Genomic DNA, 26,085 nt, shown 5'->3' with positions numbered 1-26,085 from the left:
GGATGCTATCCGGTGCGGTCAGAGACTTTCGGGAGTTCGACGGGTGTCAGGCCTCCAAGAGCAGGCAGGCATCCCATCGAGTGATAGGCGCGGCGTTCGTGGCCAGTTGCACCAGCTGTATCCCGGTCCCGCCTTCAAGCAGCCCGTTACCGGCGGGTGGTCCGTACTGGTGCAGGTGGTCGATCAGGCGAGCTTCGAGACCAGGCAGTAACTGAGCGAGGCTTCCGCCCGGCGGAGCGTCCGCGGCGACCCGCCTGGTGGCGTGGATCAATCCGGCCCAGCCGTGGCAGACCGACGCGTCCTTTAGCAAGGCGAGCTGGTGCTCGTCGCGAAGGCATCCGGTGAGAGCGTCTTCGGCAGTCTGCTGGCGTCGGGTGTCGGCGAAGGCCAGCGCGGCGAGTTGCTGGGCGCGGACGAGGCCCGGAGTGCCGTAACACCATGACGGCCGCTGCGGGCTGAATTGGCGAACTATCGCGGTGCGCCATTCCGCACGGGAGATGACGCCCGGCCACCACACACGACCATCGCTGCTTTGACACCACTCGTCCAGCCACGCGGTGATCCGCTCGATGGCCTCGACCTGCCCCGGAACGGTGATGCCACGTCTCAACGCCGTCGCGAGCAGTGCCAGCGGTCCGCTAATGCCGTGGGCGATCCCCAGATTGGCGTGCCCTCCCCGCCACGCGTTCGTGGTCTGGCCTCGGGGCCCGGTAGGGCACCACCATCCAGGAAGCAGGTCGCCGTCGTGGCGCACCGGCTCGGTCAACCGCACAAGGTAGCCGAGGACCTGTCCCAGCAGCGTGCTGTGACCGTGACGGCGCAGCAGCCCGGCACCGATGCCGGTCAACCCACTGATCAGATCGAACTCGCGGAGCACAGGTAGTTCGGCCCGATCTATCCGGTCATGGGCATTGGCCAACCGCGTCTGGGCGAGTACGGCGATGTGCTCGTCGAAGTTGCGTAGCGCAGCGCCATAGCCAGGATGATCAGCCGCATGCAACGCGAATCCGACGGCCGGAACTCCCCGGTAGAGACCGGCCACGTCGGGGCGCGCGGTCACGGGACCGCTGGTCATCGCAGCGAACCATTGGCGGGCGAGTCCTTCAGATCCGGTACCGGTGCGGGCGTTTTCCCAGTGCAGCAGCGCGATGCCGGGCGCTCCGTCTGCCAGCGACTGGCTCCATCCTGGTGCGGGCTCCACTGCCGGCGGGATCGTCGCCTCGAAGGCGGTCATCGGCGGTTGTCCTGATGATGAGCATGCCAGGCCAGTGCAGCGTGGCGAGCCAGACGGCGGCAGCCGTTCTCACTGTCGCGGTCGATGCCGATCGCCCGGTTGTGATGCATGTGGAGCAGGGCTTCCAGCACCGCGTCGGTGTCGGCAGCGGGATCAAGTCGCGCACGATAGGTCGCCAGGGCGGCGGCGCGGGCTCGCCAATGCCCGGCGACGTGGTCAGCCCAGCCTGGCACGCCGTCCAGCCCGTCGGTCCGGGCGAGCCCGATCACTTCGTTAAGAACGGCCCGGTCGACGGCGGCAGATTCCGGTGCGGGGTGGTTGCGTAACCAGTTCATTGCCGCGGCACGAGTGCCGAGGAACTCTGCGGCGGTGTCCACCATGCCCAGTGCGACGAGCCCTGCCGCCCCGGCGGACAGGTGACGGAGCTGAGCCGCCACGACGGCGGAGTCTGCGACGAACACTGCCTCGGCCGCGTCCATCGCCGTGCCGTGGCCGTACCGGCCGGTTTCCGGTAGGTACGTACCGATGGTCAGTTGCCGGATCGCGCCGTCGCGGCGCAGCCCAGTCGCCCAGTCGCCGAGCGCGGCCAAGGTTCGCGCGTAGGACGCGGTGTCCGGGGTTCGCAGCCGGAGGCGGAGGTGATCCGTCTCGTGTGGGCTGCGGTAGCGCACGAACCAGAACTCCGGTGACGGGTCGAGTTCGCCGAGCAATTGGGGAAGCTGATCGGTGATGATCTCGTCGACCCGTTCGGGGTGGGTGAAAACGCTGGCATGCAGCCACTTGGTGCCGTCGGTACCCGGCAGCTGCCCGTGGTCGCTGTTAGTTACTAGCGGGCTCCCGGCGACACGCGGCGATGGTGACGGCGGTCGAGTGGTGAACAGCGGTACGGCGATCTCATGGACATGACCGTCGGCCCAGCCGAGCGCGGCCTCGTCGGGTGTCTCGCCAAGGACGGCGTGACCGTGACGGGTCAGGTGAGCGTGCAGGATCGCCCGATGCGCGGGCTCGGCTACGTCGAGTGGCAGAGACCGGTCGACGTCGCGCAGTTCGACTGCGGACGGACACTGCCATCGGTCCGCCCAAGCCGACAGCGCCGCGATCCATGCGCGGTCGTCGGATCCTGCGGCCGGGAGATCGGTGGTATCGAGGCGCCAGCGCGCCGGGGACAGGATCGTGCGGCGGTAGCGCACGCGCGGCAGGAACGGCAGCCGCTGCGCGGCAGGACCCCAGTCGAACTGATGCCAAGTAGCGTCCAAGGCACGGGAAAGGTGGGCGAGAAACCGGGCCAGCGGTGGTGGCTGCTTCTCCAACGCGAGCGCGTGCACTACCTGCGGTTCAAGCACCTGCGCTCGGGAGAGACTGACCAGGTGCAGTCCGCTGCGGGTCGCGGTGACCGCCAAATCGTTCAGCTCGACGACAGTACCTTCGGTGCCAGGCTGTCCGGCTCTGAGCATTGAGTCGCGGTATTCGCCGAGGGGCAGCAGGTCCGACAGGTACCGCGGGACGCGGCAGACGTTCTCGCCGTTCGGGTAGACCGGTGGGAACGACAGCTGCACCGGCACTCCCCCTTCGACCGTCGTGGGTAGGTCCGCGAACACCCGTTCCAGCCCGGCGTCGGGAGCGAGCGTGGTGAAGCGGGAGGTGAACGTGCCTGCCGAACGTCCCGGCGCCACAGTGACCGTGAAGTCACCGCGGTTCAGCCGTTCGACGCTGTCACACTGGATGCGGCCGGCGAGTTCCACGTGTGGCGGGAGGTTTCGCTCGATGGCCGGGTCACCGACGGTCAGCGAGCTGATCATGTCCTCGGTCAGGACGATCTCGCCGCTGCGATCGGCCAGAGCTGTGAACGCCAGCGCGAGCAAGAGCTCGTCCCGCTCCGAAACACCCGCGTGAGGAGCAGGCAGGACACTGCCGGGATAGCCGTTGGGCAGGCCCACCCCGCTGTCGGGGTCGACCACGTCGGCTAAGGGCACCAGGGCGCCTGTTCCGTAGCGTTCGCAGAACGCCACGTAGAAGTCCCGCCAGTGGGCGTGCCCGGTCGGCTGCCGAGTCAGGCGTATCAGCGCCGTCGCAGCCCACTCCATTTCCCGGACCACCGTCTCGGGCAGCGCCACGTCGACGTCCAGCCGTAGATCCAGTGCCACAGGAGTTCGCCCGGCTGACGACAGCGTCCGCATCCGCCTGGTCAGCTCGTCCCGCAGACGACGTTGTTCGGCGCGGCCGATGCCAGCCCGGTTGTGGTGACGCAAGGCCGCCGCGATGGCCTCAAGCTCTGCGAGCGTCGTCGCGGCCGCTGTCACGGTGTCCACAGCAGCGGCGTGCAACCGGGCGATCAGATACTCCAGTAGATCGGTGACGGTACAAGGAGCTCGCAGGCTCGTAACTAGAAACCCTTGCTTGACAAGGGAGGTGAGCATGGCGCCTATGGTCCCTGACGCCACGCTCGGGAAACTCTCGGCGAGTGTGGCGGCCAAGTCAGCGAAGCGGATCGGCGAAGTAGCGGCGGCCCGGACCGCACGCACCGCACTGGTGTGCCGGACGCTCACGCGATTCGGGCCTTGCGGTACTTCCAGACGCTGGCCACGGACGGTGGCCAAGTTGGAGAACACCACCTGGAGCCGCTTCAGCAACTCCGGGTCCGATTCCAAGCGGTCTACAACATCGGCAACCCACTGTGTATCGGCGCGGGCGGAAGGTTGATGCTCACTGCCCCACCGTGACTTCGCGGCCGATCCGATCGACGCTGGGGCGACCCCGGCGAACAGCCCGAACGGGGTGTGACGGCCGGAGGCGCGCACGAGGTATCGCATAGTCGCGACGGTCGCTCGGCGTACTTGCTTCGTCGGCATCGCGGCGTCGCCAAGCACGGTCTCGATGCGCCGGGCGAGACCAGAGCTGGCGATGCTGATGGCATCGGCGATCTCGGGTCGTGCCCACGCCGTAGCCAGCCAGGCGCGAGACGCCTCGATGTCGTCGAGGTCAGGCCAAGTCTCGGGGCTTGAGCTCACGGGAGCGGCCGCCGCGCGGAGCAACGCGGCGCCACGATGGCGGTAGAGCGGGGTAGGCATTAGTCCTCCAGCACAGCCGTCGGAGTGGGGCCGGGCAACAAACCGCTGCCCGGCCCCGCTGTCACCGGTCAGGTCATGCGTTGCTGGCGCACGACGACGCACAGGTGGGGTCACACCCGTCATCGGTGCCACAAGGTGCGGCCACGCCGGGGTCGACGTCGGTGAGGATGGTGAAATCCAGGTCGAACTCCGCGTCGATAGCGGCGGCCGGGACTGCTGTGGCTGTCATGAATTACTCCTAAGTGGACAGTTGTTACAAGGGATTTGATGCACAAGACGGTTGAGCTGGTCAGGCTGATCTATGCACGACACGGCGGGGATCGGCCTCGTGTATCGCTACCATCCGTACCAACGCGTGCGCGCAACGTCTCCTCCTTTTCCCGCAGGTGAACGGTCATCGGCACGGGCTCGGCGAGTTCTAGGAACCGGTGAGCAGATGGCGGTGCGCGATATTCCATACCGAGCAGGGATGCCGCCGGGAGCGCAGCCAACCCGAGCACTGTTTGCAGCGGCCTCGCTCGTCGGATGAGTGCTCAGCCAGCAGCGCGCGGAACGCATAGGTCAGCCGGACGATCTCCGTGTCCGCGAGCGCAGCCTTGCTGTGCTGGTCGCTCTCACCAGCGAGCCGGTCGAGGTAGTCGAGCCGATCGAACACGGCATCTCGCAGTGCGGCGGTCAGCACTTCGTCCATGATTACGTTCCTCACTCGAAAGCCGGACCGGACGGCCAAACAGGCGAGACCGGCTGCGCGGACGACGGCCAGAGGCGGGGATGCAGGTCCAGGGGAACGACGTCGCCGAGCTGCAGCCGGGCGGTGTGCACGCGGGAGGCCGCGTCGTCGAAGACCGCGCACGGCCAGGACCTGCCCGCACACGTCGGGCAGAAGTCCGGCTCACCGGGATCGGGTAGGTGCCTGGTCAGATCATTGATGGCCTCGGCGGCTCGTCCCGTCGGGCTGCCCGCAGCGACAAGGATGACCTCCATCGGCCGGATAACTGCCTCCGCCACTGGTTACACCGTCCCGTCCGGGCCCGTGGGCGTCTGCAACGCGGGAAGCCAGCGACGCCCGAGCCGCAGATCCGTGACCAGGTCGTCGTAGGCGGCGCCTAACTCACCGAGCTGCGCTGAGGCGAGCCGAACTCGTGGATCGCTCGCGCCGACGCGGGAGTCGGCAAGTGCCTGACCACGCATCCAGACCGTCACCATCCGCTCGATCAATTGCCCGAGGGATTCGGTGTGCAGAACCCCTGCCCGGCCTTCCGCGAACTCGATTGCAGCCCACCGATCGATGCGGTCGATCAGGACCGCGCAGGCAGCGTCCCGTGCGCATGCGGTCCGGGCCGCGGCCGCCACCACGGGATCATCGGCCCGAGGATCGCCGACGATGGCGTCGACGCCGACGCGCAGCCGGTGCTCGATGGCCAGCGCCGCCGCCACGACCAGCACAGGATGGAGGTCATCGTCAGGAGAGGCGGTGAACGCGCGGACCACCTCGGCGGCGCGCGGCAGTTGCGGGCCGATCGCCGACGCGGTTATCGGGCCAGCGGTCAGGATATTCACGAGGCCAACCCATTCGGCCGGTCAAGAACAGGGACGGGACGTCCGGACATCTCCCACCAAGTGAAGTGGATAACGATGCGGTCCCACAGGCCCGAAGCGCCGACTTCCGCACAGTGCATCCGGATGCGGTGGCTGCGGTCGTCCCAGCAGGCCAAGATTCGCACGCCAGTCCGGGCTGGAACGTCGAGGAAGAGATGCTCGTCGATGCGGCGATGCAGAGTGCAGCGCTGGTACTCCACAATTGGAAGACCAGCCTGCACGATCGCGGCGGCGGCCTGATGCTCGATGCCTGGCACGACCACGGCTGGCACTAGCCGGGTTGTCTGAAGCTCGGCGATCAAGTCGGCACGTCGCTCTTCGCGGCTGCCTACTCGCACTGACGCATCGACGAGGTCGGACGAGGTCGTCTTCAAAGAGACCGAGGTCGTGGCAATCAAGCGGACGCTCCTTCGCAAGTGGGCAGCGGATACCTGACCTGGCGGGGAAGCAACGCCAGGACCAGCCGCGAACAGGAGAACCCGCAGCAGTTCGACAGCCGGCAACGCCGAAACACCACTTCACGGAGAAAGCGCACGCCCCCGGTACCGTGTTCAGAATCGGAGTGACGCGGGTCATGATGACGACAGTACATCTGACGATCGTCAAAATGGATACTCCGATCGTGTGCGCTCGCGCATGCGAAACTTCGACGAGCGCGAGGGCGCTACCGGCAAGAGAGGAGCAGCTCGTGGCCACGAGTAGCCCGACTGCGCTGAGGTGGTGGTTCGCCGTCGCGATGCGGCGCCTGCGCGAAGCAGCCAGCATCAGCCGCGAGGCCGCCGCCCGAGAAATCCAGGGCAGCGTCTCGGCGATCGCGCACATCGAGAACGGTCGATCGCTGCCGAAACCCCTGGAGATGAAGAGCCTGCTGGCGCTCTACGGCGTCGCCGAGCAGAACGAGAAGTTCCAGAGCCTGCGAGAGCGCGCCCGGAAGGGCAAGGACTGGTTCATCGGCTTCGACCAGAACGAGGTTCCCGCTGACTTCGGCCTGTTCCTCGGCATGGAATCCTCCGCCAGCCAGCTCGAAAGCTGGGACGCCCAGGTCATCCCGGGCCTGCTGCAAACCCGCGCCTACGCCGAAGCGATCATCCGCGGCAGCGACGCCGAACTACCTGACGACGAGGTCGCCAGCCGCGTGGAGCTGCGCATGGCACGCCAACGCATGGTCTTCGAAGAAGGCGAACGCCCACTCGTCTGGCGGGTGATCGCCAGACCGGCGCTGGACTGGCTCGTCGGCGGAGTCGAGGTCATGCGCGAGCAACTGGAACACCTGGCCGTTCTCGCCGCACGACCCGGGATCAAATTGCAGGTACTCCCCACGTCGGTCGGCGCGCACACTGGTGTCGAAGGAACCTTCACTATCCTGTCCGCGCCGCCGGAACTCGAGGACTACCACGGTTGCGTGTACGTGGAGACACTGGTCGAGCCCTACTACTACGAGGAGTTGAGGAAGATCAGGGCCTACCGCAATGCCTTGGCCGAACTCCGGGTCAAGGCCAGCAAGCCGGAGACGACACCGGCGCTGTTCCGCCAGCTAGCAAAGGAACTGTGAGCACGATGAACAACGAGGACGCCGTTGCCGCCCTCGCCGCCGCGACCAACTGGCGCAAGGCCTCCTACAGCAAGGAGAACGGCGGCTGTGTCGAGGTCGGGTCCATCCCCGGAGCAATCGGGGTCCGTGACACCAAACTCGGTGCCGCAAGCCCGATCCTGGCGTTCGACCCCGCCGAGTGGGAGGCGTTCATCCGGGGCGTCAAGGACGGCGAGTTCGACATCTGACCAGCACCAACTGACGGCGTGAGACTGTCCTGGTCGTCTGACACGACCGGGGCAATCTCCGTTTGACGGGGTTCCCGCGCTGACGCCAACTCGGCGAGCAGGCAGTTCATCCGCTCGGTTCCGGGTCACAGCTGAGCCAACCATCGCCCCTTCAAGGGCGAGTGCCTCTTAAGCACATTCGTTGGGGATCCTTACCACGATTGTTGCTTTGTTTCGACTTCACCGCACCCTCCCTCACGGCTGGGCGCGGGCACGGCTGGCCACAACACCGGATCGATTCGCCATCGGTTCACTGCGAATGCGCTACCTGGGCCTGTTCGCCGTCTTCTGCAGCAAGCGCGAGGATGTACGAGCTCGATTGAGCCGCAGCTGAAGCAGTGCTTGGTTCCACCCAGTCTCGGTCCGGGGCCTAATGACGCGCCGCAACACACTGGGCGATCAACGCGTTGGTGGATATCGGACATCGCCTGTAAGCCGCAACGTCGTCTCCCCCAGCGGTGTGGTCAGCTCGACTGGGCAACAGGGACCCTGCCACCTACAACTCTGGCTGATGTGTCGTGCTCGCAGTGCTGCTCGTACGTCGATGGCTGTTCCTGTTGATTTAGCAGTTCGGCGGGCACCTACGCCGGTGGCACCCCAGAAGATGGTCCATGTGGTGTAACGATCGCCCAAGACGGAAGACTATTAGGAGTAACTAACCTCTAGGCCGTTGGCCTGCAAGCGAGGCAGACAGGAGGCGACATGGCCATCGCGACGTCGAGGGTATGGGCCAGGCCTCTGGTAATTGAAGGCAACGCTGTTCGCCAGCTGCTCGTCGAGAAGGACCTGCTGGAAGTCGTCGAAGAGGCCGGCGACCTGCGGGTCATGGGCAAGTTCGGCGTGCGTCCCGCAACGCGTCTTGGCCAGAGTGCAGACGATGGGCCGCTCACCGCTGTGGTACCTGCGGTGCATGGCACCCACAGCAGGGTGCAGTGGAACGGTTCCAATGCTCTCGCAGCGCCTGCTGAAGTCCTTCGGTCATGCGTGGGCGCGATCGGCTTCCGGGAACCAGGGGAACAGGGGAGCTTGCGGCGGCCGCAGGTTGGTGCACTGCACTCCGTGATCGGATACTGGTCATCCGGGTTGACCGAACCCGGGATCGTGGTGATGCCGACCGGGACGGGCAAGACCGAGACGATGCTGGCCTTGTTCGTGGCGACCCGCCCGGACCGCCTGCTGGTCATCGTTCCCACCAGCGCGCTTCGGGACCAAATCGCCGACAAATTCATCACGCTCGGGATCCTGCAGAGGGAGGAGATTGTCGCGCCCACGGCGCTGCGACCGTGCGTTGCAAAGCTCGAACACGGGATCGAAGACCCAGCCGCCGCGGCCCAGCTAGCCGCTGCCACTAACGTGGTCGTGGCGACCCCCCAGGTACTTGGAAAGTTCTCCATCGACGCACGAGAGGCCTTCCTGGCCGCATTCTCAGACCTGATCGTCGACGAGGCGCACCACGCTCCAGCGCCGAGTTGGACATCGATCATCGACGCGTTTGCTGGACAACGGGTGCTGCTGTTCACCGCTACCCCGTTCCGAGAGGACGGCAAATCACTGCCCGGCAAAATGATCTATCGGTTCCCTCTCCGGGAAGCACAAAAGGACGGCTACTTCACACCTATCGACTACAAAACCGTTGTCAGCCTGGAGGATACCGACGCGGTACTGGCAGAGGTCGCGATCACGCGGTTGCGCGCTGATCTAGAGCGAGGTTATGACCACGTCATCATGGCCCGTGCCGCCAGCGTCACCCGAGCTAAGTCGATTCTCAAGATCTATCAGGCGAAGGCACCCGATCTGGCACCTGCGCTAATCTACGACAAGTTGGCCAAGTCAAAGCGCGACGCTGTGATCACGGCACTGAAGACCAGCGAGTGCCGGGTGGTGGTGTGCGTCGACATGCTGGGTGAAGGATTCGATCTGCCCACTCTCAAGATCGCAGCTTTGCATGATGCCAAGAAGAGTCTAAGTCCGATGATCCAGTTTATCGGGCGGTTTACCCGCGCAGCCTCGGCCACGAATGCGCGCATCGGCACCGCAGCCGCGTTCGTGCGCAACGACCCGGGCACCGCGCTGTCGCCACTGCGAGACCTGCTACGCGAGGACGCCGACTGGAATCTTCTCCTTCGCGACATCACCGAGCGTGCCACCGCAGCCGCCGAGGAGATCACCGCCTTCGACACCTCGTTCAGTGGCGGCCCGGACGACGTCAGCACTCCGTCGCTGGAGCCGAAGATGAGTGCCATCGCGCATCGCGCGCCCATCTCGGCGTGGGATCCTGAGAGGGCCTTGGACTTCTACGGGCCAGACCAGGTACTCGACGGCAGGATCGCGATTGGGGTGGATGGCACGCTGGCCTGGTTCGTCGTCGAGCACCGCGGTGAAGTGCCATGGGGAGACATCCAAACCCTCGATGAATGCACCTACGAACTCATCGTTATGTACTTCGCTCAGCGCAAGCGGCTGCTCTACATTCACAGTTCAGACAACAATGGCGACTACGCCGACCTGGCCGAGGCCGTCCTCGGCGAAGGTGCCACCGCGATCACCGGGCCCGTGGTCTTCCGCGTGCTGGCCAATCTCGACCGTCTCACACCCTCGAACATCGGTCTGCTCGACGCGCGAGACCACTTCAACCGTTACACCATGTATGTCGGCAGCGATGTCCTCGAAGCGCTCGCAGAGCACGACAAGCAGGGCAAGACTCAGACTCATATCGCGACCTCCGGCTTCAACCGGGGAGAGAAGGTCACCATCAGTGCCGCGCTGTCCGGACGGTTTTGGTCCATGACCACCGCACCCAACCTCCGCGCGTGGAAACAATGGTGCGACACCCAGGGTGAAAAGCTGCTCAACGACGACATAGACCTCGTGAAGCTCTTCAACGGCTTGATCGTCCCGAAAGAGGTACAGGAACGACCCGAACACGTGTTGTTGGCGGCCGAGTGGGCGTGGGAATTCTTTGCCGGGAACGGCACGACCCTAACCATTGCCGTCGGCGAAAAGGCCTATCTCGTCACGGACGTCGAGTTCGTCGTTGACGATCACGGCACTACAGGACCGTTCGAGCTGACCTTGACCACCCCTGCTTGGAAGATCTCTTACCAAGCCAAATTCACCAGCCATGGGCTGCACTACGCTCCGTTGGGCGATGACGCCCTCGTCTCAAATAGGCGCACCACCGTGCCTTTGCAATCATGGATCAACAGGAACAAGCCCAACCTCTTCCTGGCCGGCGATCGCCTACTGCTACCCGACGACCGCCTACTCGAACCACAACTCGACCTCGCGCCGTTCCCCACTGACCGTATGGTCACACCTGACTGGAAGGACGTTGACCTCAAGGTCGAGTCACAAGGGAAGGACCGCCGCGTCGACTCCATCCAGGCCTACATGTCGAAACTGCTGCGCACCTCGACCACCTTCGACGTCATGGTTGACGACGATCGCGCGAACGAAGCCGCCGACCTCGTCGGGCTGCGCATCGCCGGGGACGAGCTTCACGTGGTCCTCGTACACTGCAAGTTCTCCAGCGAGAGCGAGGTGGGCGCACGACTCAAAGATCTGTACGAGGTCTGCGGGCAGGCAGTCCGCGGAGCTAAGTGGCGTCAGCAAGGCGCGCTCCCACTGCTACGACACCTGGAACGTCGCGCGAAGGCGTATCACTCCCGTACAGGAGTATCTCCGTTCGAGACTGGTGACATGACGCAGCTACACAAGATCATGGGACTCGGGCCCCAACTCCGCCCCCGCTTCCAGACCATCATCGCCCAGCCAGGCTTCTCCCGACGACAAGCCACCGCCGAGCACCTGCGCGTCATCGCCGGTGCAGAGAGCTACGTCCGCGCCGTCACCGGCGGATCCTTCGACTTCTACTGCCAGGAGTAACCCAGTGTCGGTCCAGAAATCCAGCTGTGAGTAGCACCAGGCACCTCCGAGAACATCCCGAATCCGTACCATCCGCAGTGCGCTAGCGGCATCACCGCCAACCTGGTCGGGGCTTGAAACGGCGTTGTGGTCAGGCATCCTCTTGGACCGGAAGCGTAGGCTCTGCCTGATCTTCTCACACGCGAACCGGAGCTCGTCGGCTATCTGCACCGAGGGTCACCTCCCACACCAGTGCGTCTCCAGATGCGTCCTGCGCGACAACGCCAGCCGCGGATACCGACCCCCTACTCGCCAACTACAAGCTCCGCCGACGCCCAGCTGCTCAATGAGGTAGAGCCTGATCTCGTTAGAAGCGGACGTACCCATAAGCGTGTGCGATCAGTACGCTTAGGCACATGGGACGTCATTGCGCCTGGGGAGGTGCGGCATCGTTACCGAAGGTGCATTGCTGAAGGTCGGTCAGGCCGTGGCGAAGCAGGTCGCTATGAAGTGGCTAGCGGAAAAGAGGGCGAACAGTCGACGTGGCCGCGATCTGACCAAACTTATCCGTGCAAGGTTTCCGATTCGCCGCGACGAACGTGCAGTCCTCGATGAGTTGGTGAAGATCGAGGACGAGGTCGCGAAACAGCTTGCTCCCGGACTGTCCGATGCTTCTCATGGCGTGCCGGCCAATGAACGAGAAGCTGCGTTCAATGCCGTCTCCGATGCGTTGGACGAAGTCGATCTATCGGACACAGCACTGTTCACCATCGATCTTTCCCCGGAAGCGCTAGCTGCCATCGTGCGAAAGCAGCAACCGGTTGAGCGGGTCGCCCTGTCAGAGAGAGCTACCGGCCTGTATGACGTTGCTCTCGATCGCGCGTGCATCGTTTTAACCCACTTGATCAAGGAACTGCCGGAATTCACCGCAGCTGCAGCGGTCGAGAACTTGACACGGTTACGGACCCTGATCGAAGGAACGGCCGAGATTCTCGCGCGAGTTCCCGTGCGCCGACTCTCTGCGCCGTACGGCATGGACTTCGACGAGCAGTTCCGTCGCCGATACCTAGACCGAGTCGTCAGATCCTACAATCGACTCGAAGTCATCGGTCTAACCACGCACACGTACGAACCGAGAACGACACTGAGCGTCGCTTACATTAGCCTGACAGTGACAGAGGATTCAGAAATCTCCCAAGAGGTTCTGCGCCATTCCACCACCGATTGGCTGAACCATAACCCAAGTAAACCACAGACGACCGAGAATGTAAGAGTTGAGCTGGCCCTAGGCGGAAGCCAGCTAACCGTTATCCGGGGCGAGGCGGGCGCAGGTAAGTCAACTTTGCTGCGCTGGCTAGCTGTGAACTCCGCCCAGGGTACATTCACAGATAAACTCGACGGGTGGAACGAGTGCGTACCTTTCTTGGTGAAGCTGCGAGACTTTCCGAATGGCCCACTGCCGCGGGGCGACGAGCTACTCACCCAGCCAAGCTCTCCGCAATGTGGCCCTATTCCATCCGAATGGGTTCACCGTCAACTCGAATCCGGCCATGCATTACTTCTCGTTGATGGGGTAGACGAACTTGTCGCGCAACGACGCAACGCGGTACGCCAGTGGCTACGAGAGCTACTAAACGGTTACCCAAAGCTTCGCGTAGTAGTCACGTCGCGACCAACAGCAGTGGGTTCGAGATGGCTGGCGCACGAGGGCTTTCGATCTGTTGTGCTTGAGCCTATGACCTCTGCCGATGTCCAGGTGTTCCTTCGCCGATGGCATTCGGCATTGTTGGACTCCGTTGTCGAGCCCGAATTGCTCCCCTGCCGACCTGAAGAGGTGCCAGGGCACCTACGATCACTGCTAGCACAGTTGCAAGCGCGCACACATCTACGTGCACTTGCACGCAGCCCGTTGCTATGCGCAATGTTATGCGCTCTCAACTTGGACCGTCGGGCCAGACTACCTCGCGACCGCCTAGCGCTATACTCAGCTGCGCTCGAGATGCTATTGGAGCGCCGAGACGCCGACCGAAGCGTGCTGACGGGATACCAAACCGAGGCCTCAGCGAACGAGAAACTCGTCCTTCTTCGTGTTCTGGCATGGTGGCTTAATGAAAACGGACGCACGGAGATGAGCCGCGAACAGGCGCTCACACGGATGACTGATCGCTTAAGGGGTATGCCTAATATTCGCGAAGACGCAGAAAATTTGCTCGACCACTTAATCGAGCGCAGCGGCGTCATCCGCCAGCCGGTTCAAGGCAGGGTTGACTTCATACACCGGACGTTCCAGGAATTCCTCGCAGCGCGGGAGGCCATCGACCGCGACAGCATCGATCTGCTCGTCACTCGCGCCCGATCCGATCTGTGGCGGGAAACCGTACTAATGGCGTGCGCACAAGGTAGCGAGGAGCAGCGAGGCCGTCTACTCAGCGGCATTCTCGACCAGGCGACCAGGGCGGCACCAAAAGCGGCCCGTCAGTTGAACCTACTGGCTGCGGCGTGCAAGGAAACGGCAATCCTCGCTCCACCCGATGTGCTCGACCGCGTGGACAACTGCATCCGAAGCCTCGTTCCTCCGCGCAGTGTTCGCGAAAGCCGATCACTCGCCACCGTCGGCGAATCAGTCCTGGACTACCTGCCGACAGAATTCCTGAATCTGTCGACTGCGCAAGCAGCCGCCTGCGTGCGTACTGCCTCGTTAGTGAACGGCCCTCGGGCACTGGAAAAACTGAGTCGTTATACATTTGATTCGCGCGTGAAGGTACAAGAGGAACTAATTCGTGCGTGGAAGTATTTCGATCCGGAATCGTATGCGCGAAGCGTGCTTGCAAAGGCGCCGCTTGTGGACCATGGATGGACGGGAGTGGAGGTTGATTTCGCTGCCGCAGTCCCGTTCCTTTATTTGCTTCAAAACCTTCGTCACTGCCGAGTTAATTTATGGCAAAATGGCCCTATCGCCCAAGAGATACACGAACTTGGGAAACTTAATAGACTGACCAACCTAGTAGTACTCGGTGACATGGCACCAGAAACTTTGCCAGAATTAGGAAATCTACAAGGACTCGAACGACTCTTTATCAATTTCACCAGCGGATGGCCCATTACTGTCGAATTTATATCCAGACTCAACAAGCTGCGCGATCTATCCCTTGTAAACGCGCAGAATGTCGTAGACTTCTCACCGCTTCGTCGTTTGCCAAATCTGGAGAGCGTAAATTTTCTACATAGCCCTGTTGCTGCGTGGATAAATGAGATTGCCCACCCCGAGAAAATCCGAGTCATGACTTGCTTTAAGGTAGAGGACAACGAAATTCTGACCCGAGTTGTTGAAAAGTTTCCGAACGTGCAAAGCGTCTCTCTGGATGACTGCTTGAACCTGAGAGACCTGCGTCCACTAAGTCAGCTTCCAATCAAATGGCTTTCCATCAATAATTGCGCAGCAGTCAACATTGAAGGAATAGCTAATCATGCAACACTTCGCCGCATTCGAATTGCAAGAACTAGTCAAAATATCGACCTCACACCATTAGCCGACCAAACCATCAAGATCTACCTGGGAGCGGACGTCACGGCTTCAGGGATCGAAGAACTTGGTCCAGGAGTCATACTCACCCGAGAGGGCCGTTGAACACACCTTCGCGCCCAAGACCTTTGCCTGACTGGCACGCCCGGCGGCAGCCATCGGCAACCTCACCCTGACACAAATGGGCAACTTGTTGTTTCATCACACCTGACGGGTTGATTGCCGCAGCCTCGCCGTGCCCCGTGTGAACGGCCCGACTATCTAGATCGAAGTCGGGGTACCGCAGCCGGGGCAGGATTGTGAGCAACTGCCCGGCGTAGGCGTTCGGTGTCCCTCGTTGCTGGGTTGGTTGTTGAGCAAACATCTACCACTGTGTTGTAGACCGTTCGTCCGGCCCTGGTTTCGACCGCGGGGTGGGTGCGTAGTTCGTTCCATGCGTCGGCGATCTGCCTCCGAGCCACTGTCCGAACGTGATGCTGCTCGGCGAAATGGTCCAACGCCTCGAGGATTCCGTAGAGCAGCAGTACGACGGCGGCCAGCATCAGCAGGGCGGGGGTGTTGCACTTGGCCGCCACCCGAGTAGCTTCGAGGAGCATCGGTGCAACGACACTCGGCTGCCGATGGCCGCGTGGACGTTGGGCGGCGCGGGCGAGTTGGCCGTGTACGCGGTGCAGTTGTGCCGGCGGGCTTTCGAAACGGGTCAGCACAGCGGTGAGGTCAGCGGTGTGTTCGACGGCCTGGTGCCAGCGAGCAGGTTCGGTGGAGTCGGCGAGATCCTGGCGTAGCTCAGTTTCCGCGTCGGCGAGATGTCTGCGAAGGTATCGCCAGTTGTTGTGACGAGCGTTGTCGACGAACCTGGTCGTGGGTATCTCGCCGGTCCACACAGGTACTGCGAATTGGTCCCAGGCCCCGGGCGGGGTTTCCCATCGAGCGCGTAGCCGCGGCAGGGACAGATCACGGCGCAGGCTGGAACCGGCCAGCCAGAGCGGCTCGGAGCCGTCTCCTCGGTCGAGGGCGACTTTGTACCCGGCGACCTGGCCGCCGGAGATGTGCGGCGCGTACAACACTTTCGCATCGTCGACTCTCGCCTGGTCTAGCAGGGCGACGAACTGAGCTTCGTTGATCGCTTCGGCCATGACGTCGCTGACTGCTTGGGTGAGCAGCTCCCGGTCGGTCGCGCCTGCTGTCGTCGCGCGTTTGAGTTCGGGGCGGGAGGCGGCTTTGCGGCCTTCGCCGGCGGGCGCGGTGCGGGTGATGTCGAGGCGTTCCTCCACGGCATTGCACCAGGTGCGCCATCGTGGCCAGTCGCGGTAGGTGTTGGCGATCCGGCCGTCGCCGCGGACGAGGTTGATGACCAGATGTACGTGATCGTTGCCTTCGGCCGAGAGTCCGTGGTGGACCGCGACCCAGCGGCATCCGCCCATCCCGTCCGAATTTGGGCCGAAGCCCATGTGAGCGACCGCTTCCTCAGCCAGCTCGCGCCAGAGTGCGTCGCCGAAGAACCCGTCCGCTGCATTGCTGTCGGCGGGCGGAACGGACAGTGCGACGTGGTACACGTGACCGCCGTCTACTTCGACTTCATGTCCGGTCATCGCCGCGTCGATGTCCCGGCCGAGTTTGGCCAACCCGTCGCGCCGGCTGATCAGCTCGGCGAACACACCATCGGCCAGCCATTCCGGATCCCACGACGCCACCCGATGCGGATGGGTGTGTTCGTTCGCCTTGCCGGGGCCGAACAGGTAGCGCAGCAACCCTCCCGTGTTCGTCCCGCGCTTGCCCTTCGCCGGGGCTTTGGCGATCACGCCCGCGGCCGATGCTCGGGATCGGACGGATCGATCGCGTCCAAGATCTCTTCGTACCGCTGCACCGCCGCGCGGAGGTAGCTAAGCGCGCCGGCCAGGCCGGGGTCCAGTTCGCCGGTGGAGTTGGCCACAGTGGCGATCTGATTGAGGTTGACCCCGATCCGGATCAGCCGTGTCTCCACCACATCGAGTCGTTCGGCCCACCATCGTTGTTGCCGCAGGCTCCACTGCCCGGCCTCATCTCGCAGCCCCGACTCAATCAGGTACCGCGGCAGGCTCAACCCGGCGGCTTCGGCGCGCTTCTCCAGCCGCTGATAGGTGTGCTCGGTGGTTCGGCAGTTGATCCGCTTCTGCGATCCGCCTGGCACTCGCCGCTGCCGTCGCTGAGCATGCTCCGTCATGACGCATTCCCCCTGAAGCGTCAGCGTGGGCCGCCCCCACGGCTCACTCGTGATCGCGACTCTACGTGACGGAAGTCGGTGACGCTACGTGGTGTGCGGCCGGAGGCTGCACACCACGTAGCGTCTGGTCAGGACATCGTCAGGTGTCCTGTTCTCTAACTTGCTGCGCGTGTCGAGGGGGTGCCAGCAGGTACACGTTCGTGCCTGGACGCGACTCCTACGACTGCCCGCGAGCATCTCAAGGATCTACGCAGTGTCATCGGCGCTGTCGAAGGGAGCGCCAAGGGAGTGAAGGGAGCGAGAGGCATCTGTGCCGCTCTCTTCACGCCCTTCGGTGCTCCCTTCGGGCTCGCTGGAGGCTTGATACCAGAACCAGCCACTGGTGTAGTCGGGCTTATTTGAACGGACGTTTGCCTTGACCTTGGCCCGCTTGAGAGCGTCCGTACTGAATCCAGCCATCGCGCCATCGATCAGAACCTCGGGCTGGCGAACCATGCCGTCATGGTCAGCGAGGTATCCCACTAACCACTCGGCGGCCGTCTGCGGACGTTTCTTCCCGCCTTTCGGAGTGCGTTGCAGTATCTCACGCACCGACGTCGAGGTCTCGCCGAGCCAAGTGAGGCAGCCGACCTGGGCAGTGCTCCCATCGTCAGCATCGACCAGGGCTTCCTCCGTACGGAACGCTAGAGACGGGGTATCAGCGACCGAGCGGACGTTGGACTTGATCAACGACAAGACCACCGTGCCGGCTTCCTCGTCTCCAGCGCAGGCCAGAGCCTGGCGAACGACCTGGCCGTAGGCTCCGGCCCCACCGATCGCGTCCACCGGATCGATACCGACGGTCGACTTCTTGAAGTGCCCGACCCCAAGAACAGCGGTCGAGGTCTCGTGCGCCAACGACTTGAGCCGTTCCAACTGCGGACGGACAGAGGAGTTGTCGTTGACCTGTCCGACCAGGGATGAGTTCAGAGCGTCCAGAACAAGCAACGCAGGATCCCACACCTCGATCTCTGCCCGCACCGCATCCAGATCGACGTTGACCAACAGCGGCGAGCCGCTCTCGACCACTCCGTGGACGACGTCGACAAGGTGCAGGTAGCCGACGTCTCCGCCAGCCGCGATGAAGCGGGCCTTGAACGTCGACTCCGAGTCCTCGGTGACCGAGTAAAGGATATGACGGGGTTTGCCCTTGCAGTCCCCGTCAAGCTGCCCGACCGTGAGTTGTGCCGCCACTGTGGCAGCGAGCGTGCTCTTGCCGAGTCCAGGCTTGCCCACCAGCAACGCGACCTCACCGAACGGCAGGTAGTCAGCCCACAAGTAGCGAGTGGGCAGGATTTTGATGTCGCTCAGCGACCGAGTTCGCAAGCGACGGACCAATGGCGCAGTCACAACCTCCGGCTGAGGCCGGTCATTGGTCGCGACTGGTTCGTCCAGCGCGTGTCCCGGTGTGGCGCTGTCGCCTTCGTAGGCTCGAGTCACCGCGTTCCCCTTCCGCTCTGCGAGATCTGACGGCATCCACTGAAGCTGTCCACGACAATCGCCGAGATCCGCGACCTTTGTAGTTCAGTGAAGCCTGGGGCTCCCCGCGCGATCTGCTCGGCATACTCGTCAAGAGTGGTTTCGAGCGGCAAGACCCTGGATGTGCACGTTGACGTCCGGCGTGGCGAGTTCGAGCTTTTGCGTGGTTGCTTGCGTCCCATCAAGCACCCCGCGTGGTTCGACGCGCAGCAGCGAACGTTTCAAGGTCGGACGCCGAGATCCGCACGAGCCGTCCTATCCGGACGCACGGAAGCTGGCCGGCCTTAATGGCTCTCCGGATGGTGACCTCGGAGACCGATAGGTGTGCGGCCGCCTCCCGTACAGCGACGTAGGCGGGTGTAGATGTCTTATCTGCCACGATGTGGCCCTTCCAGTACAGGAAGAGCCGCGAACGAGCTATGCGAGTAGAGCGCTCCCCCATGGCGCGCGCAGCCCGACGCGGCCCTCGCTGCGGTTGGTGGCGAGGGACGCGTGGCGTCCGGGTGCGCGTGTAACCCGCGGTTGGGCGAGAACCAAACGACCTGGCGGCCGTGTCACGCGCACTGGTGCAGGAGCAGACAGAAGGCGAGCTGCTGCGCTCCCCGTGGTCAGACGGAGGGCTACCAGCAGGAACAACATGAGCGACGACAGCGACGTCGGGAACTTTCTCTGCGCAGTGAGAGCCAGGATCGCGAGGAACCTCACCAGCAGCAAGACGGTCTCGGTGTCGTCGCTTATTGCCCGTTCCTCGGCGCTGCTCATGTGGGGGCCTGCCGCAAGCAATCCTGGCAGGTCCTTCATCGTCGCCCGGCGCAGGCGCTCGGGCGACGTCCCCAGCAGGTCCTCGTGCGAGGTGAACGGAAGCGCTTCGACAGCCTCCAGCAGCTTTCGACGCCGGCCATGGTTGCCTGCCAGTCTGTCGACTGCGTTGTCCGCGAACCTGATGACGGCTTCGAATCCTCCGAGCAAGCCGCGGGGCAACCGCTCTTTGAACTCGTCCTGTTCACGTTCTGTCAGCGGTTCGAGAGCAGCGTTGATCGCTCGCGTCGACTGCCGTATCTCCTGGACGCTGTAACCGCTGCTCTGACTGGCCGGAACTATCAGGTCGTCCGGCGACAGCTTCCCCTCGTACTGACTAGAAATTCGTGCCCCCATATGACCACTGTAGACAGCTCAGGGATAGCCGTCGAGCAGCGTGACCTGGCTGGCGCGCTCAAGGGCCAGCCACGCTGTTGTCACGGAAAGTTATCCTCACTGATTCAGGCTTGAAGCCGGGGCCGCCTCGGGCGCCGTAGACCAGCTCCAGTTCAAAGCCCATCGCCGCGAGCAGCGCCCGCCGCTGAGCTGGTTCGAGAGCGTGCCACCGCTCCTCGATGTCAGATCCGACCAGCTCCGCAACAAGCGTCGCCGGGACACCGATCATCATCTTCTGAGCGTCCTTCTCCAGCTCCACAAGCCGCGCACGGTGCCGCGCAGTCGACCTATGGAACTGCTCTCGCGTGATCAAGTCGGCGTCATGGTCGTCAGCGAGCTGGAGCAGCTTGCCCTCGATGACTCTGATCTCTTCGCGCGCCTGCGCTGCGCCAGAGTCGTCTCGACGAAACAGATCGCGTGCGTCCGGTCGCGACAGCCGCTTGATCACCACCCGCTCGACCAGGTCGTCCACCCAAGCCTGGCGCCGCCCGGTGCACCCGTTGTCCTGGCACACGTAGGTCGGGTGGCCCCGCTTCCGAACGACCCGAAGTTTCCCCTTGCATTTGCCGCACCGGGCGATGTCCGGCGCAAACGTCAGGTAGTGCTGGCGCGCTCCACTCCTGCTTGTCCTGCGGGAGGGGTCACCCAGAAAGGTCCGCAGTTCGATCTGCTGTTCCTCGGACACGATCGCCGGCCACTCTGCCGGAAGCAGCTGCTCGTCCTCACGATCCCGGTGGTGCACCCTCCTGCCGCAGTTCGCCCACCGCATCGCGATCGAGCGCACCGACGAGGTACTCCACGTGTCAGGCCGTCCAGGTCGCGATTCCAGTCCAGCCGCGAGTCGCGGCGGAGCAACCTTCCGGTCGTTCAAGTCGGCTGCGATCCTCGACAAGCTCTCCTTCGCCAAAGCGCGCTCGACGATCTCCTTCACGATTTCGGCATGCGCGGCGTGCAACACGTCCTTGAAGCCGATCCGCTTGCCGCCACGTCCGAACTCGTTGATCCGCTCCCACCCGTAGAGCACGTGTCCAGAGGCTTGACCAGCCTGCGCACGCTCGAGAGCCGCTGACGCCACCCGCTCGCTCTTCAGCTCCGACTCAAGCGTGTCGGCTTCACCGAGCTGCGCGGCGAACGAGCGGCCCATCGGCGTCGTCAAGTCGAGGTCGGTTCCCTTGATCAACGTGATGGACACTCGCCGATGCGACAGCAGCTCGATCGCCTCCGCGCGCTCGCGGCGGTTCCGCCATAGTCTCGCCAGCTGGTAGGCGACGATCCGATCGATCTTGTCCAGCTCAGCAGCTTCGAGCATCGCCTGGTACTTGGGTCGATACGCACCGTGCAGCGCCGAGATGTCGTTATCGGCGTACTCCGCCACAACGGTCCAGCCACGCGCCTTGACCAGCTCGTTCGCCTCGCGGAGCTGCCGCTCGACACCCTTCTCAAGGCCGAGGACGTCTTCAGAGATCCTCGCGTAAATCGCAACTCGTTCCCCCATGACACCCGAGACTACGACATGTTCACCTCTAATGCGATACGCTGTTCCCCGGTGGCGTCGGGAAGACGAACTCGCCGGAGGACTTCAAGTCGCTGCTGGACGATGTTTCTTCCCGCATCTTCGACGAGCTGCCGGATGAGACTTGGTTCTACCCTGGGCATGGGGACGACTCGACGCTTGGTGAGCAGCGTGCGCACCTGGCGGAGTGGCGCGAACGCGGCTGGTGAGCTTCACCCGGTCGAGGCTGCCTGTGACTTATCAGGCAGCCTCGACCGCTGTTAGTGGCACTGATCCGGGGACCTTGACGGACCGGAGTTCCACCATGACACCACATTCTCGCAAGGTAGCGACTTCACAGCAGCACCGCACCTATGCGGGACCCACACGGTTGGACGTCCCGTCACACTGCGTGCAAGCCCGTGAGACAGCCGAGAGACTCCACGACGCGACCAACTCCGCCGAGATCCTCGTCTCTGGCGATCGTCCTACTCGCGCTGGTCATCCCCGCTGGCAGTAAGAAGATCGGGGACCGTCAGCACGCCCAAATGGCATCATGGGCCCGCCCCTGAGCACTTACAGGGAACCATTTGCGGTGACGCCGAACACAGAGCGACTGAGAGGGCCACAGCTCAAATCGAGGACGGTTCTGTGCGAATGCAGCACGAACAGCATCCGTGGAAACTTGACGTATCGAAGGGTGGACACTTGATCCGCCATCGCCGACAGCGAACACGGTTCTATCGAGTCAATGCAAACAGACCTGCAGGTGACATCAGCAAGCGTGTCAATCAACATTGCTGTCCGACAAAAGCAAATGCCAAATAATATTTCCTTGCGTAGCCAAGAAATGCGGATGGTCAGAGTTGAGCGCTTGTTCCTGGTCGGCAATTAGTTCGCTGAGCGCCGCAACGGCGCCCGCAGCGTCACCAGCCATGCGCCGCCATAAGGCGAGATTGTTCAGCGTCGATACGATGTCGGGGTGTTTAGGGGCAAGCACTCGACGTTGGTCGGCAAGCAGTAGTTCGAATTCGACCGCAGCAGCCGCTGTATCGCCGAACTCGCCACGCCACGAGGCCAGCTTGCTCCGAGTATCAAAGGTATCTGGGTGATCCGGGCCCAGCACCCGCAGTCGATCAACAAGAACCCCTTCGAACGCAGCGACAGCACCTGCGGCATCACCGGCCGCGCCAAGCCACGAAGCAAGATTGTTTCTGGTAAACAAGGTGTCAGGGTGATCGGGACCGAGGATTCGCTGCCGATCAACAAGCAGCTGTTCGAATTCCGCGACAGCACCTGCGACATCGCCGGCTTCGCCACGCCACGCAGCAAGGTGGTCGCGGGTGAGCAAGGTGTCACGGTGGTCAGGGCCGAGCACCCGCTGCTGATCGTCTAATAGCTGCTGAAACACCACGCCGTCGCTAGGTTTGCCACAGCACAGAGCGAGGTTGCCCCGAGTCGTCATGATGTGCGGGTGATCGGGACCAAGCACCCGTCGCTGGTCTGCGAGCAGTGCTTCGAACTCGGCGAAAGACCCCGCAGTGTCGCCTGCCTTGCAGCGCCAGGAAGCGAGATTGTTCCGGGTAGCCAAAGTATCCGGATGTTCCGGGCCGAGCACCCGCTGTCGATCGGCGAGCAACTCCTCAAACGCCACCACAGCGCCCGCAGCGTCGCCAATTTCACCAAGCAGTGAAACGACATTATTACGGGTAGCCAAAGTATCCGGATGTTCCGGGCCGAGCACCCGCTGTCGATCGGCGAGCAACTCCTCAAACGCCGCCATGGCACCTGCTGTGTCGCCGGTGTTGCCGCGCGAGAAAGCGAGATTGCTCCGAGCGGCCAGGCTGTCCGGATGTTCAGGGCCAAGGTAGCAATTCGTCATGTCTACTAGCGAGCGATAATGATCAACGGCTTCGACAACCAAACCGGCCTCGTCTAGACTCTCCCCGACCCGAAATAGCACCCAATAGCCGTCCCACTGCCATAGGTGCGACCCACTAGTGTCGGCCAAGGCGACGGCGTTGGCACGGAGTACCTGTCCGAGCGTCGTGTCTCGTTCGACCCTTGGCCACATCTCCAGAAGCGCATAGCTGAGAGCACAAGAGAGCAAATCCATCCGATCAGGAGGGATATTGTCGCGGGTGGCGCGCTGCACGAACGCGTGGACACGCACAGCCTGGTTAGGCGAGCCGGAGTCCCAGGTGATGAGGCTTAGCCGGTTCAGGCATCCCAGTCCGTCACGCGCCTGTTCTGGATTGATTTCACGTCCGACGATGTTGGTCAAATACACCGTAAACACTTCGGTGGTGAACAATTCGGCGGGAATACCATTGGCGTCCAGCAGGCTCGCCATCTCAAGCAATGGGCCAGCCAGACCAGCGGGGTCAAGGAGGTTGGCCTGTTCGATCGATAATGACCAGGTTGTTGTGACCGAGGCGCGATGCTCGTCGGGAAGCACACCGGGCTCGGCCATTAAGGTGGCCAGTTGCCTGCGGCGATCATTCCATCGGGCGAGGTATGCGGTGCACGTCAACTGCCGATCGAGCATATACGCGGTGGCTTGGGCCAGCGCCAGCGGGAGGTGTCCCAGGCTGCGTGCGAGCGCAGGAAGGTCGTCGCTCAGGTGTGGGTGGGCGGCAAAAGTGACTCGGAGGTAGTTGTGCGCTTCCTCAGCAGTAAAAACGTCGACACCGATTTGATGGCGACCAGGCCCGCGCAGGGCGGCGTCGCGGCGACGGGTAGTCACCACGACACGCCCGGTAGGGGTAGCCGGCGGCCACAGCTGAGCTAGATCCTGGGGATGCTGTAGGTCGTCAAGCACAATCAGCCATCGGCTGGTTGCGGTGGTGAGCCATTCGAGAAGACGCCTCGCCCCATTCTCGGAGTCAGGATCAGCGAACCCAGTCAAGCCGGCGATCAACCTGTGGTAACTGGAGACGATCGCTTCTCGCGACGAAGCGCTCACCCAAACCAGGAGATCCAAGCGCCCATTTGCCCAGGCACGTTCCGCGTAGTCGAGGGCCACCTGTGTCTTACCGACACCACCCAGCCCAGTCACCACACCGGTGCCAACCAGCGCACCCGAGGTCAGGACTGCTGTCTCCCCGTACGCCAGTACACGCTCAAGTTCATCGATTACGACGCGAGGCTGGAAACCCGCGGCACGCTGCGGCATCGACGCAGTTCTGTATGGCAACGTTAAGGCTGTAAGTGCGGACTGACCGATGTAAACATTCCCGCGGACGGCGCCGAGCTGGACCAAACTCCCCGCTACCTCGCTGGATGCGACATTGGTTGCCCGCGCAGGATCGGTGTCATCTGAACCCATGCAGCTGATTATCCCGCATGGCACCCACAGGTCTGGATAGGTTCCAGTGAACCACGTCAACCGGTTCCACACAGGATCGCGTCATCACTGCCGACTCGGCCTTCCCTATCGATGGGCAAGGCAGCAACCGCACACTGAGCAGCCTATGCGCGGCGTGAACCGCTGATGTGATCCACCCTTCCCCGGCGGTGTCGGCAAGACCGGGTCGCCTTCGGATTTCAAGTCGCTGGTGGACGACGGCGAGTCGCGGATCTTCGGCGAGCTGCCGGATGAGACGTGGTTCTACCCGGGACACGGGGACGACTCGACTCTCGGTGAGCAGCGGGCGCACCTGGCGGAGTGGCGCGAACGCGGCTGGTGAGCTGAAAGCTGTTGCGGAACGGGGCTGCCTACCCAGTAGGTGGCCCCGTTCGGCATCCCGCTCCGGGGAAGTGCGGACTGCACCACGGCGAACAATCTGGATAACCTGCCGCTGGAAGTAATTCCAGCAACTTCTCACACCGAATTCCCGAAGTCGTGGAACTCGGCGCATTTCCGAGGGCTTCCATGAAGAAGCCCTTGGCGCTGCTCAGATAGCGACGACCTCGACCATGCTGTCCAACCCTTTGAAATCGTCTTCGTTGCGGGTGTAGAGCGGCAACTCTCGCGAAGACGCGATGGCGGCGATCATCAGGTCCATCCGCCGAGGGCGCGGGTCGCGGTTCGCGGCAAGAACCAGTGCCACCAGTGTCCCGTATCGGGCTGCCGCATCGCCGTCGAACGGCAAAGGGGCGAAGTCCACGATCGCGGCGCCGAGTTTCTCGGTGCGTGCCGCGCGTACGGCCGGATCTTTGGCCATCGCCACACCTTGATGCAATTCAGCCATCGTGATCGCGGTGATCTCCGGCAAGCGCGGCAACGCCGAGGGGTCGAGGAGACCGAGGTCGATGTACGCGCAGGTGTCCAACACGCCCGTCTCGGGTCGCTCAGCCACGGCGCCGCTCCCATACATCGTCGGTGTCCACCCGGTCCTCAGAGCCGAAGAACTCGTCGGCTTCCTGCCGCATCTGGGCCGCCTCGACCCGAGGCAGCCCTCGGTGCCGCTGAACCAGTTCCTCCGCACTCAGACGGCGTCTACGAGAAAGAGGCCGGAGTTCTGCCACCTCAACGCCGTTGCGGGTGACGTGATACGTCTCCCCCGCCTCGACCGCATCCATGACGGCGGCGGAGTTGTTGCGAAACTCGCGCTGGGTGATCACCTTCAT

General features: G+C 63.2%; 20 protein-coding genes and 2 pseudogenes. 6 read left to right on the top strand and 16 right to left on the bottom strand.

Going from position 1 to position 26,085, the window contains the following annotated elements:
* Positions 1-46 precede the first annotated feature (46 nt).
* The 7 genes from H4W30_RS04540 to H4W30_RS04510 all read right to left on the bottom strand — a co-directional run bounded on the left by H4W30_RS04540 (position 47) and on the right by H4W30_RS04510 (position 6,299).
* Positions 47-1,234: a lanthionine synthetase C family protein gene (locus H4W30_RS04540; protein WP_192741631.1), complete on the bottom strand. Its 1,188-nt coding sequence runs from the start codon at positions 1,232-1,234 to the stop codon at positions 47-49.
* A complete protein-coding gene (locus tag H4W30_RS04535) occupies positions 1,231-4,302 on the bottom strand; it encodes a lantibiotic dehydratase (RefSeq protein WP_192741630.1) in 3,072 nt (1,023 codons plus the stop codon). The genes H4W30_RS04540 and H4W30_RS04535 overlap by 4 nt, the downstream gene beginning before the upstream one ends.
* A 73-nt stretch (positions 4,303-4,375) precedes the next feature.
* Entirely contained in the window at positions 4,376-4,531 is a 156-nt protein-coding gene (locus H4W30_RS04530) for an FxLD family lanthipeptide (protein ID WP_192741629.1), read from the bottom strand.
* A gap of 189 nt (positions 4,532-4,720) precedes the next feature.
* Positions 4,721-4,993 (bottom strand): hypothetical protein, encoded by a 273-nt coding sequence (locus H4W30_RS04525; RefSeq protein WP_192741628.1) that lies wholly within the window; start codon positions 4,991-4,993, stop codon positions 4,721-4,723.
* An 11-nt stretch (positions 4,994-5,004) separates the two neighbouring features.
* Positions 5,005-5,310: a hypothetical protein gene (locus H4W30_RS04520; RefSeq protein ID WP_192741627.1), complete on the bottom strand. Its 306-nt coding sequence runs from the start codon at positions 5,308-5,310 to the stop codon at positions 5,005-5,007.
* A gap of 3 nt (positions 5,311-5,313) precedes the next feature.
* On the bottom strand, positions 5,314-5,862 hold the full coding sequence (locus H4W30_RS04515) for a DUF4254 domain-containing protein (protein WP_192741626.1): 549 nt from the start codon (positions 5,860-5,862) through the stop codon (positions 5,314-5,316).
* Positions 5,859-6,299, bottom strand: a complete 441-nt coding sequence (locus H4W30_RS04510; protein WP_192741625.1) for an ACP S-malonyltransferase — start codon at positions 6,297-6,299, stop codon at positions 5,859-5,861. Before H4W30_RS04510 ends, H4W30_RS04515 begins: the two co-directional genes overlap by 4 nt.
* A gap of 338 nt (positions 6,300-6,637) precedes the next feature.
* On the opposite strand from H4W30_RS04510, the gene H4W30_RS04505 reads away from it, so the two are divergent.
* The 4 genes from H4W30_RS04505 to H4W30_RS04490 all read left to right on the top strand — a co-directional run bounded on the left by H4W30_RS04505 (position 6,638) and on the right by H4W30_RS04490 (position 15,211).
* Complete coding sequence (locus H4W30_RS04505) at positions 6,638-7,453, top strand: helix-turn-helix domain-containing protein (RefSeq protein ID WP_192741624.1); 816 nt, start codon at positions 6,638-6,640, stop codon at positions 7,451-7,453.
* 5 nt (positions 7,454-7,458) lie between these two features.
* Positions 7,459-7,680, top strand: coding sequence for a DUF397 domain-containing protein (locus tag H4W30_RS04500; RefSeq protein ID WP_192741623.1), 222 nt, complete (start codon positions 7,459-7,461; stop codon positions 7,678-7,680).
* Between the two features lie 741 nt (positions 7,681-8,421).
* The gene (locus H4W30_RS04495) at positions 8,422-11,604 is read left to right on the top strand and encodes a DEAD/DEAH box helicase (RefSeq protein ID WP_192741622.1); all 3,183 of its coding nucleotides are present in this window, start codon (positions 8,422-8,424) and stop codon (positions 11,602-11,604) included.
* Between the two features lie 445 nt (positions 11,605-12,049).
* Positions 12,050-15,211 (top strand): NACHT domain-containing protein, encoded by a 3,162-nt coding sequence (locus tag H4W30_RS04490; RefSeq protein WP_192741621.1) that lies wholly within the window; start codon positions 12,050-12,052, stop codon positions 15,209-15,211.
* A 152-nt stretch (positions 15,212-15,363) separates the two neighbouring features.
* On the opposite strand, the gene H4W30_RS04485 is transcribed toward H4W30_RS04490, so the two are convergent.
* From H4W30_RS04485 to H4W30_RS04460, 6 genes are all read right to left on the bottom strand, one after another.
* Positions 15,364-16,908 (bottom strand): relaxase/mobilization nuclease domain-containing protein, encoded by a 1,545-nt coding sequence (locus H4W30_RS04485; RefSeq protein ID WP_192741620.1) that lies wholly within the window; start codon positions 16,906-16,908, stop codon positions 15,364-15,366.
* On the bottom strand, positions 16,905-17,309 hold the full coding sequence (locus H4W30_RS04480; RefSeq protein ID WP_192741619.1) for a MobC family plasmid mobilization relaxosome protein: 405 nt from the start codon (positions 17,307-17,309) through the stop codon (positions 16,905-16,907). The genes H4W30_RS04485 and H4W30_RS04480 overlap by 4 nt, the downstream gene beginning before the upstream one ends.
* A gap of 246 nt (positions 17,310-17,555) precedes the next feature.
* Positions 17,556-18,788 (bottom strand): AAA family ATPase, encoded by a 1,233-nt coding sequence (locus H4W30_RS04475; protein WP_192741618.1) that lies wholly within the window; start codon positions 18,786-18,788, stop codon positions 17,556-17,558.
* A gap of 220 nt (positions 18,789-19,008) precedes the next feature.
* Positions 19,009-19,269 (bottom strand): helix-turn-helix domain-containing protein, encoded by a 261-nt coding sequence (locus H4W30_RS44695; protein WP_192741617.1) that lies wholly within the window; start codon positions 19,267-19,269, stop codon positions 19,009-19,011.
* The gene (locus H4W30_RS04465; RefSeq protein ID WP_192741616.1) at positions 19,245-19,982 is read right to left on the bottom strand and encodes a hypothetical protein; all 738 of its coding nucleotides are present in this window, start codon (positions 19,980-19,982) and stop codon (positions 19,245-19,247) included. The genes H4W30_RS44695 and H4W30_RS04465 overlap by 25 nt, the downstream gene beginning before the upstream one ends.
* Positions 19,983-20,040: 58 nt before the next feature.
* Positions 20,041-21,516 carry a recombinase family protein gene (locus tag H4W30_RS04460; RefSeq protein ID WP_192741615.1) on the bottom strand — a complete coding sequence of 492 codons (1,476 nt, stop codon included), beginning with the start codon at positions 21,514-21,516 and terminating at the stop codon, positions 20,041-20,043.
* A gap of 35 nt (positions 21,517-21,551) precedes the next feature.
* On the opposite strand from H4W30_RS04460, the pseudogene H4W30_RS43570 reads away from it, so the two are divergent.
* A pseudogene (locus H4W30_RS43570) lies at positions 21,552-21,743 on the top strand (MBL fold metallo-hydrolase); the annotation flags it as partial.
* A gap of 557 nt (positions 21,744-22,300) precedes the next feature.
* Here H4W30_RS43570 and H4W30_RS04455 read toward each other — a convergent pair.
* Entirely contained in the window at positions 22,301-24,841 is a 2,541-nt protein-coding gene (locus H4W30_RS04455) for a tetratricopeptide repeat protein (protein WP_192741614.1), read from the bottom strand.
* Between the two features lie 169 nt (positions 24,842-25,010).
* On the opposite strand from H4W30_RS04455, the pseudogene H4W30_RS04450 reads away from it, so the two are divergent.
* Positions 25,011-25,202, top strand: a pseudogene (locus H4W30_RS04450) (MBL fold metallo-hydrolase); the annotation flags it as partial.
* A gap of 207 nt (positions 25,203-25,409) precedes the next feature.
* Here the strand turns inward: H4W30_RS04450 and H4W30_RS04445 are convergent.
* Entirely contained in the window at positions 25,410-25,790 is a 381-nt protein-coding gene (locus H4W30_RS04445; protein WP_192742427.1) for a type II toxin-antitoxin system VapC family toxin, read from the bottom strand.
* A gap of 16 nt (positions 25,791-25,806) precedes the next feature.
* Positions 25,807-26,085, bottom strand: a complete 279-nt coding sequence (locus H4W30_RS04440) for a type II toxin-antitoxin system Phd/YefM family antitoxin (RefSeq protein ID WP_125682333.1) — start codon at positions 26,083-26,085, stop codon at positions 25,807-25,809.

The organism is Amycolatopsis roodepoortensis, assembly GCF_014873915.1.
Lineage (GTDB): Bacteria > Actinomycetota > Actinomycetes > Mycobacteriales > Pseudonocardiaceae > Amycolatopsis > Amycolatopsis roodepoortensis.
The sequence above is the reverse complement of the archived record's forward strand: the minus strand, read 5'-3'. Positions and strand labels throughout refer to the sequence as shown.

Excerpts from the sequence above, each read along its gene's own strand:
- H4W30_RS04540 (WP_192741631.1), bottom strand. The coding sequence starts at position 1,234 with ATGACCGCCTTCGAGGCGACGATCCCGCCGGCAGTGGAGCCCGCACCA.
- H4W30_RS04535 (WP_192741630.1), bottom strand. The coding sequence starts at position 4,302 with ATGCCTACCCCGCTCTACCGCCATCGTGGCGCCGCGTTGCTCCGCGCG.
- H4W30_RS04530 (WP_192741629.1), bottom strand. The coding sequence starts at position 4,531 with ATGACAGCCACAGCAGTCCCGGCCGCCGCTATCGACGCGGAGTTCGAC.
- H4W30_RS04525 (WP_192741628.1), bottom strand. The coding sequence starts at position 4,993 with ATGGACGAAGTGCTGACCGCCGCACTGCGAGATGCCGTGTTCGATCGG.
- H4W30_RS04505 (WP_192741624.1), top strand. The coding sequence starts at position 6,638 with ATGCGGCGCCTGCGCGAAGCAGCCAGCATCAGCCGCGAGGCCGCCGCC.
- H4W30_RS04500 (WP_192741623.1), top strand. The coding sequence starts at position 7,459 with ATGAACAACGAGGACGCCGTTGCCGCCCTCGCCGCCGCGACCAACTGG.
- H4W30_RS04495 (WP_192741622.1), top strand. The coding sequence starts at position 8,422 with ATGGCCATCGCGACGTCGAGGGTATGGGCCAGGCCTCTGGTAATTGAA.
- H4W30_RS04480 (WP_192741619.1), bottom strand. The coding sequence starts at position 17,309 with ATGACGGAGCATGCTCAGCGACGGCAGCGGCGAGTGCCAGGCGGATCG.
- H4W30_RS44695 (WP_192741617.1), bottom strand. The coding sequence starts at position 19,269 with ATGGGGGAGCGCTCTACTCGCATAGCTCGTTCGCGGCTCTTCCTGTAC.
- H4W30_RS04465 (WP_192741616.1), bottom strand. The coding sequence starts at position 19,982 with ATGGGGGCACGAATTTCTAGTCAGTACGAGGGGAAGCTGTCGCCGGAC.
- H4W30_RS04460 (WP_192741615.1), bottom strand. The coding sequence starts at position 21,516 with ATGGGGGAACGAGTTGCGATTTACGCGAGGATCTCTGAAGACGTCCTC.
- H4W30_RS04455 (WP_192741614.1), bottom strand. The coding sequence starts at position 24,841 with ATGGGTTCAGATGACACCGATCCTGCGCGGGCAACCAATGTCGCATCC.
- H4W30_RS04440 (WP_125682333.1), bottom strand. The coding sequence starts at position 26,085 with ATGAAGGTGATCACCCAGCGCGAGTTTCGCAACAACTCCGCCGCCGTC.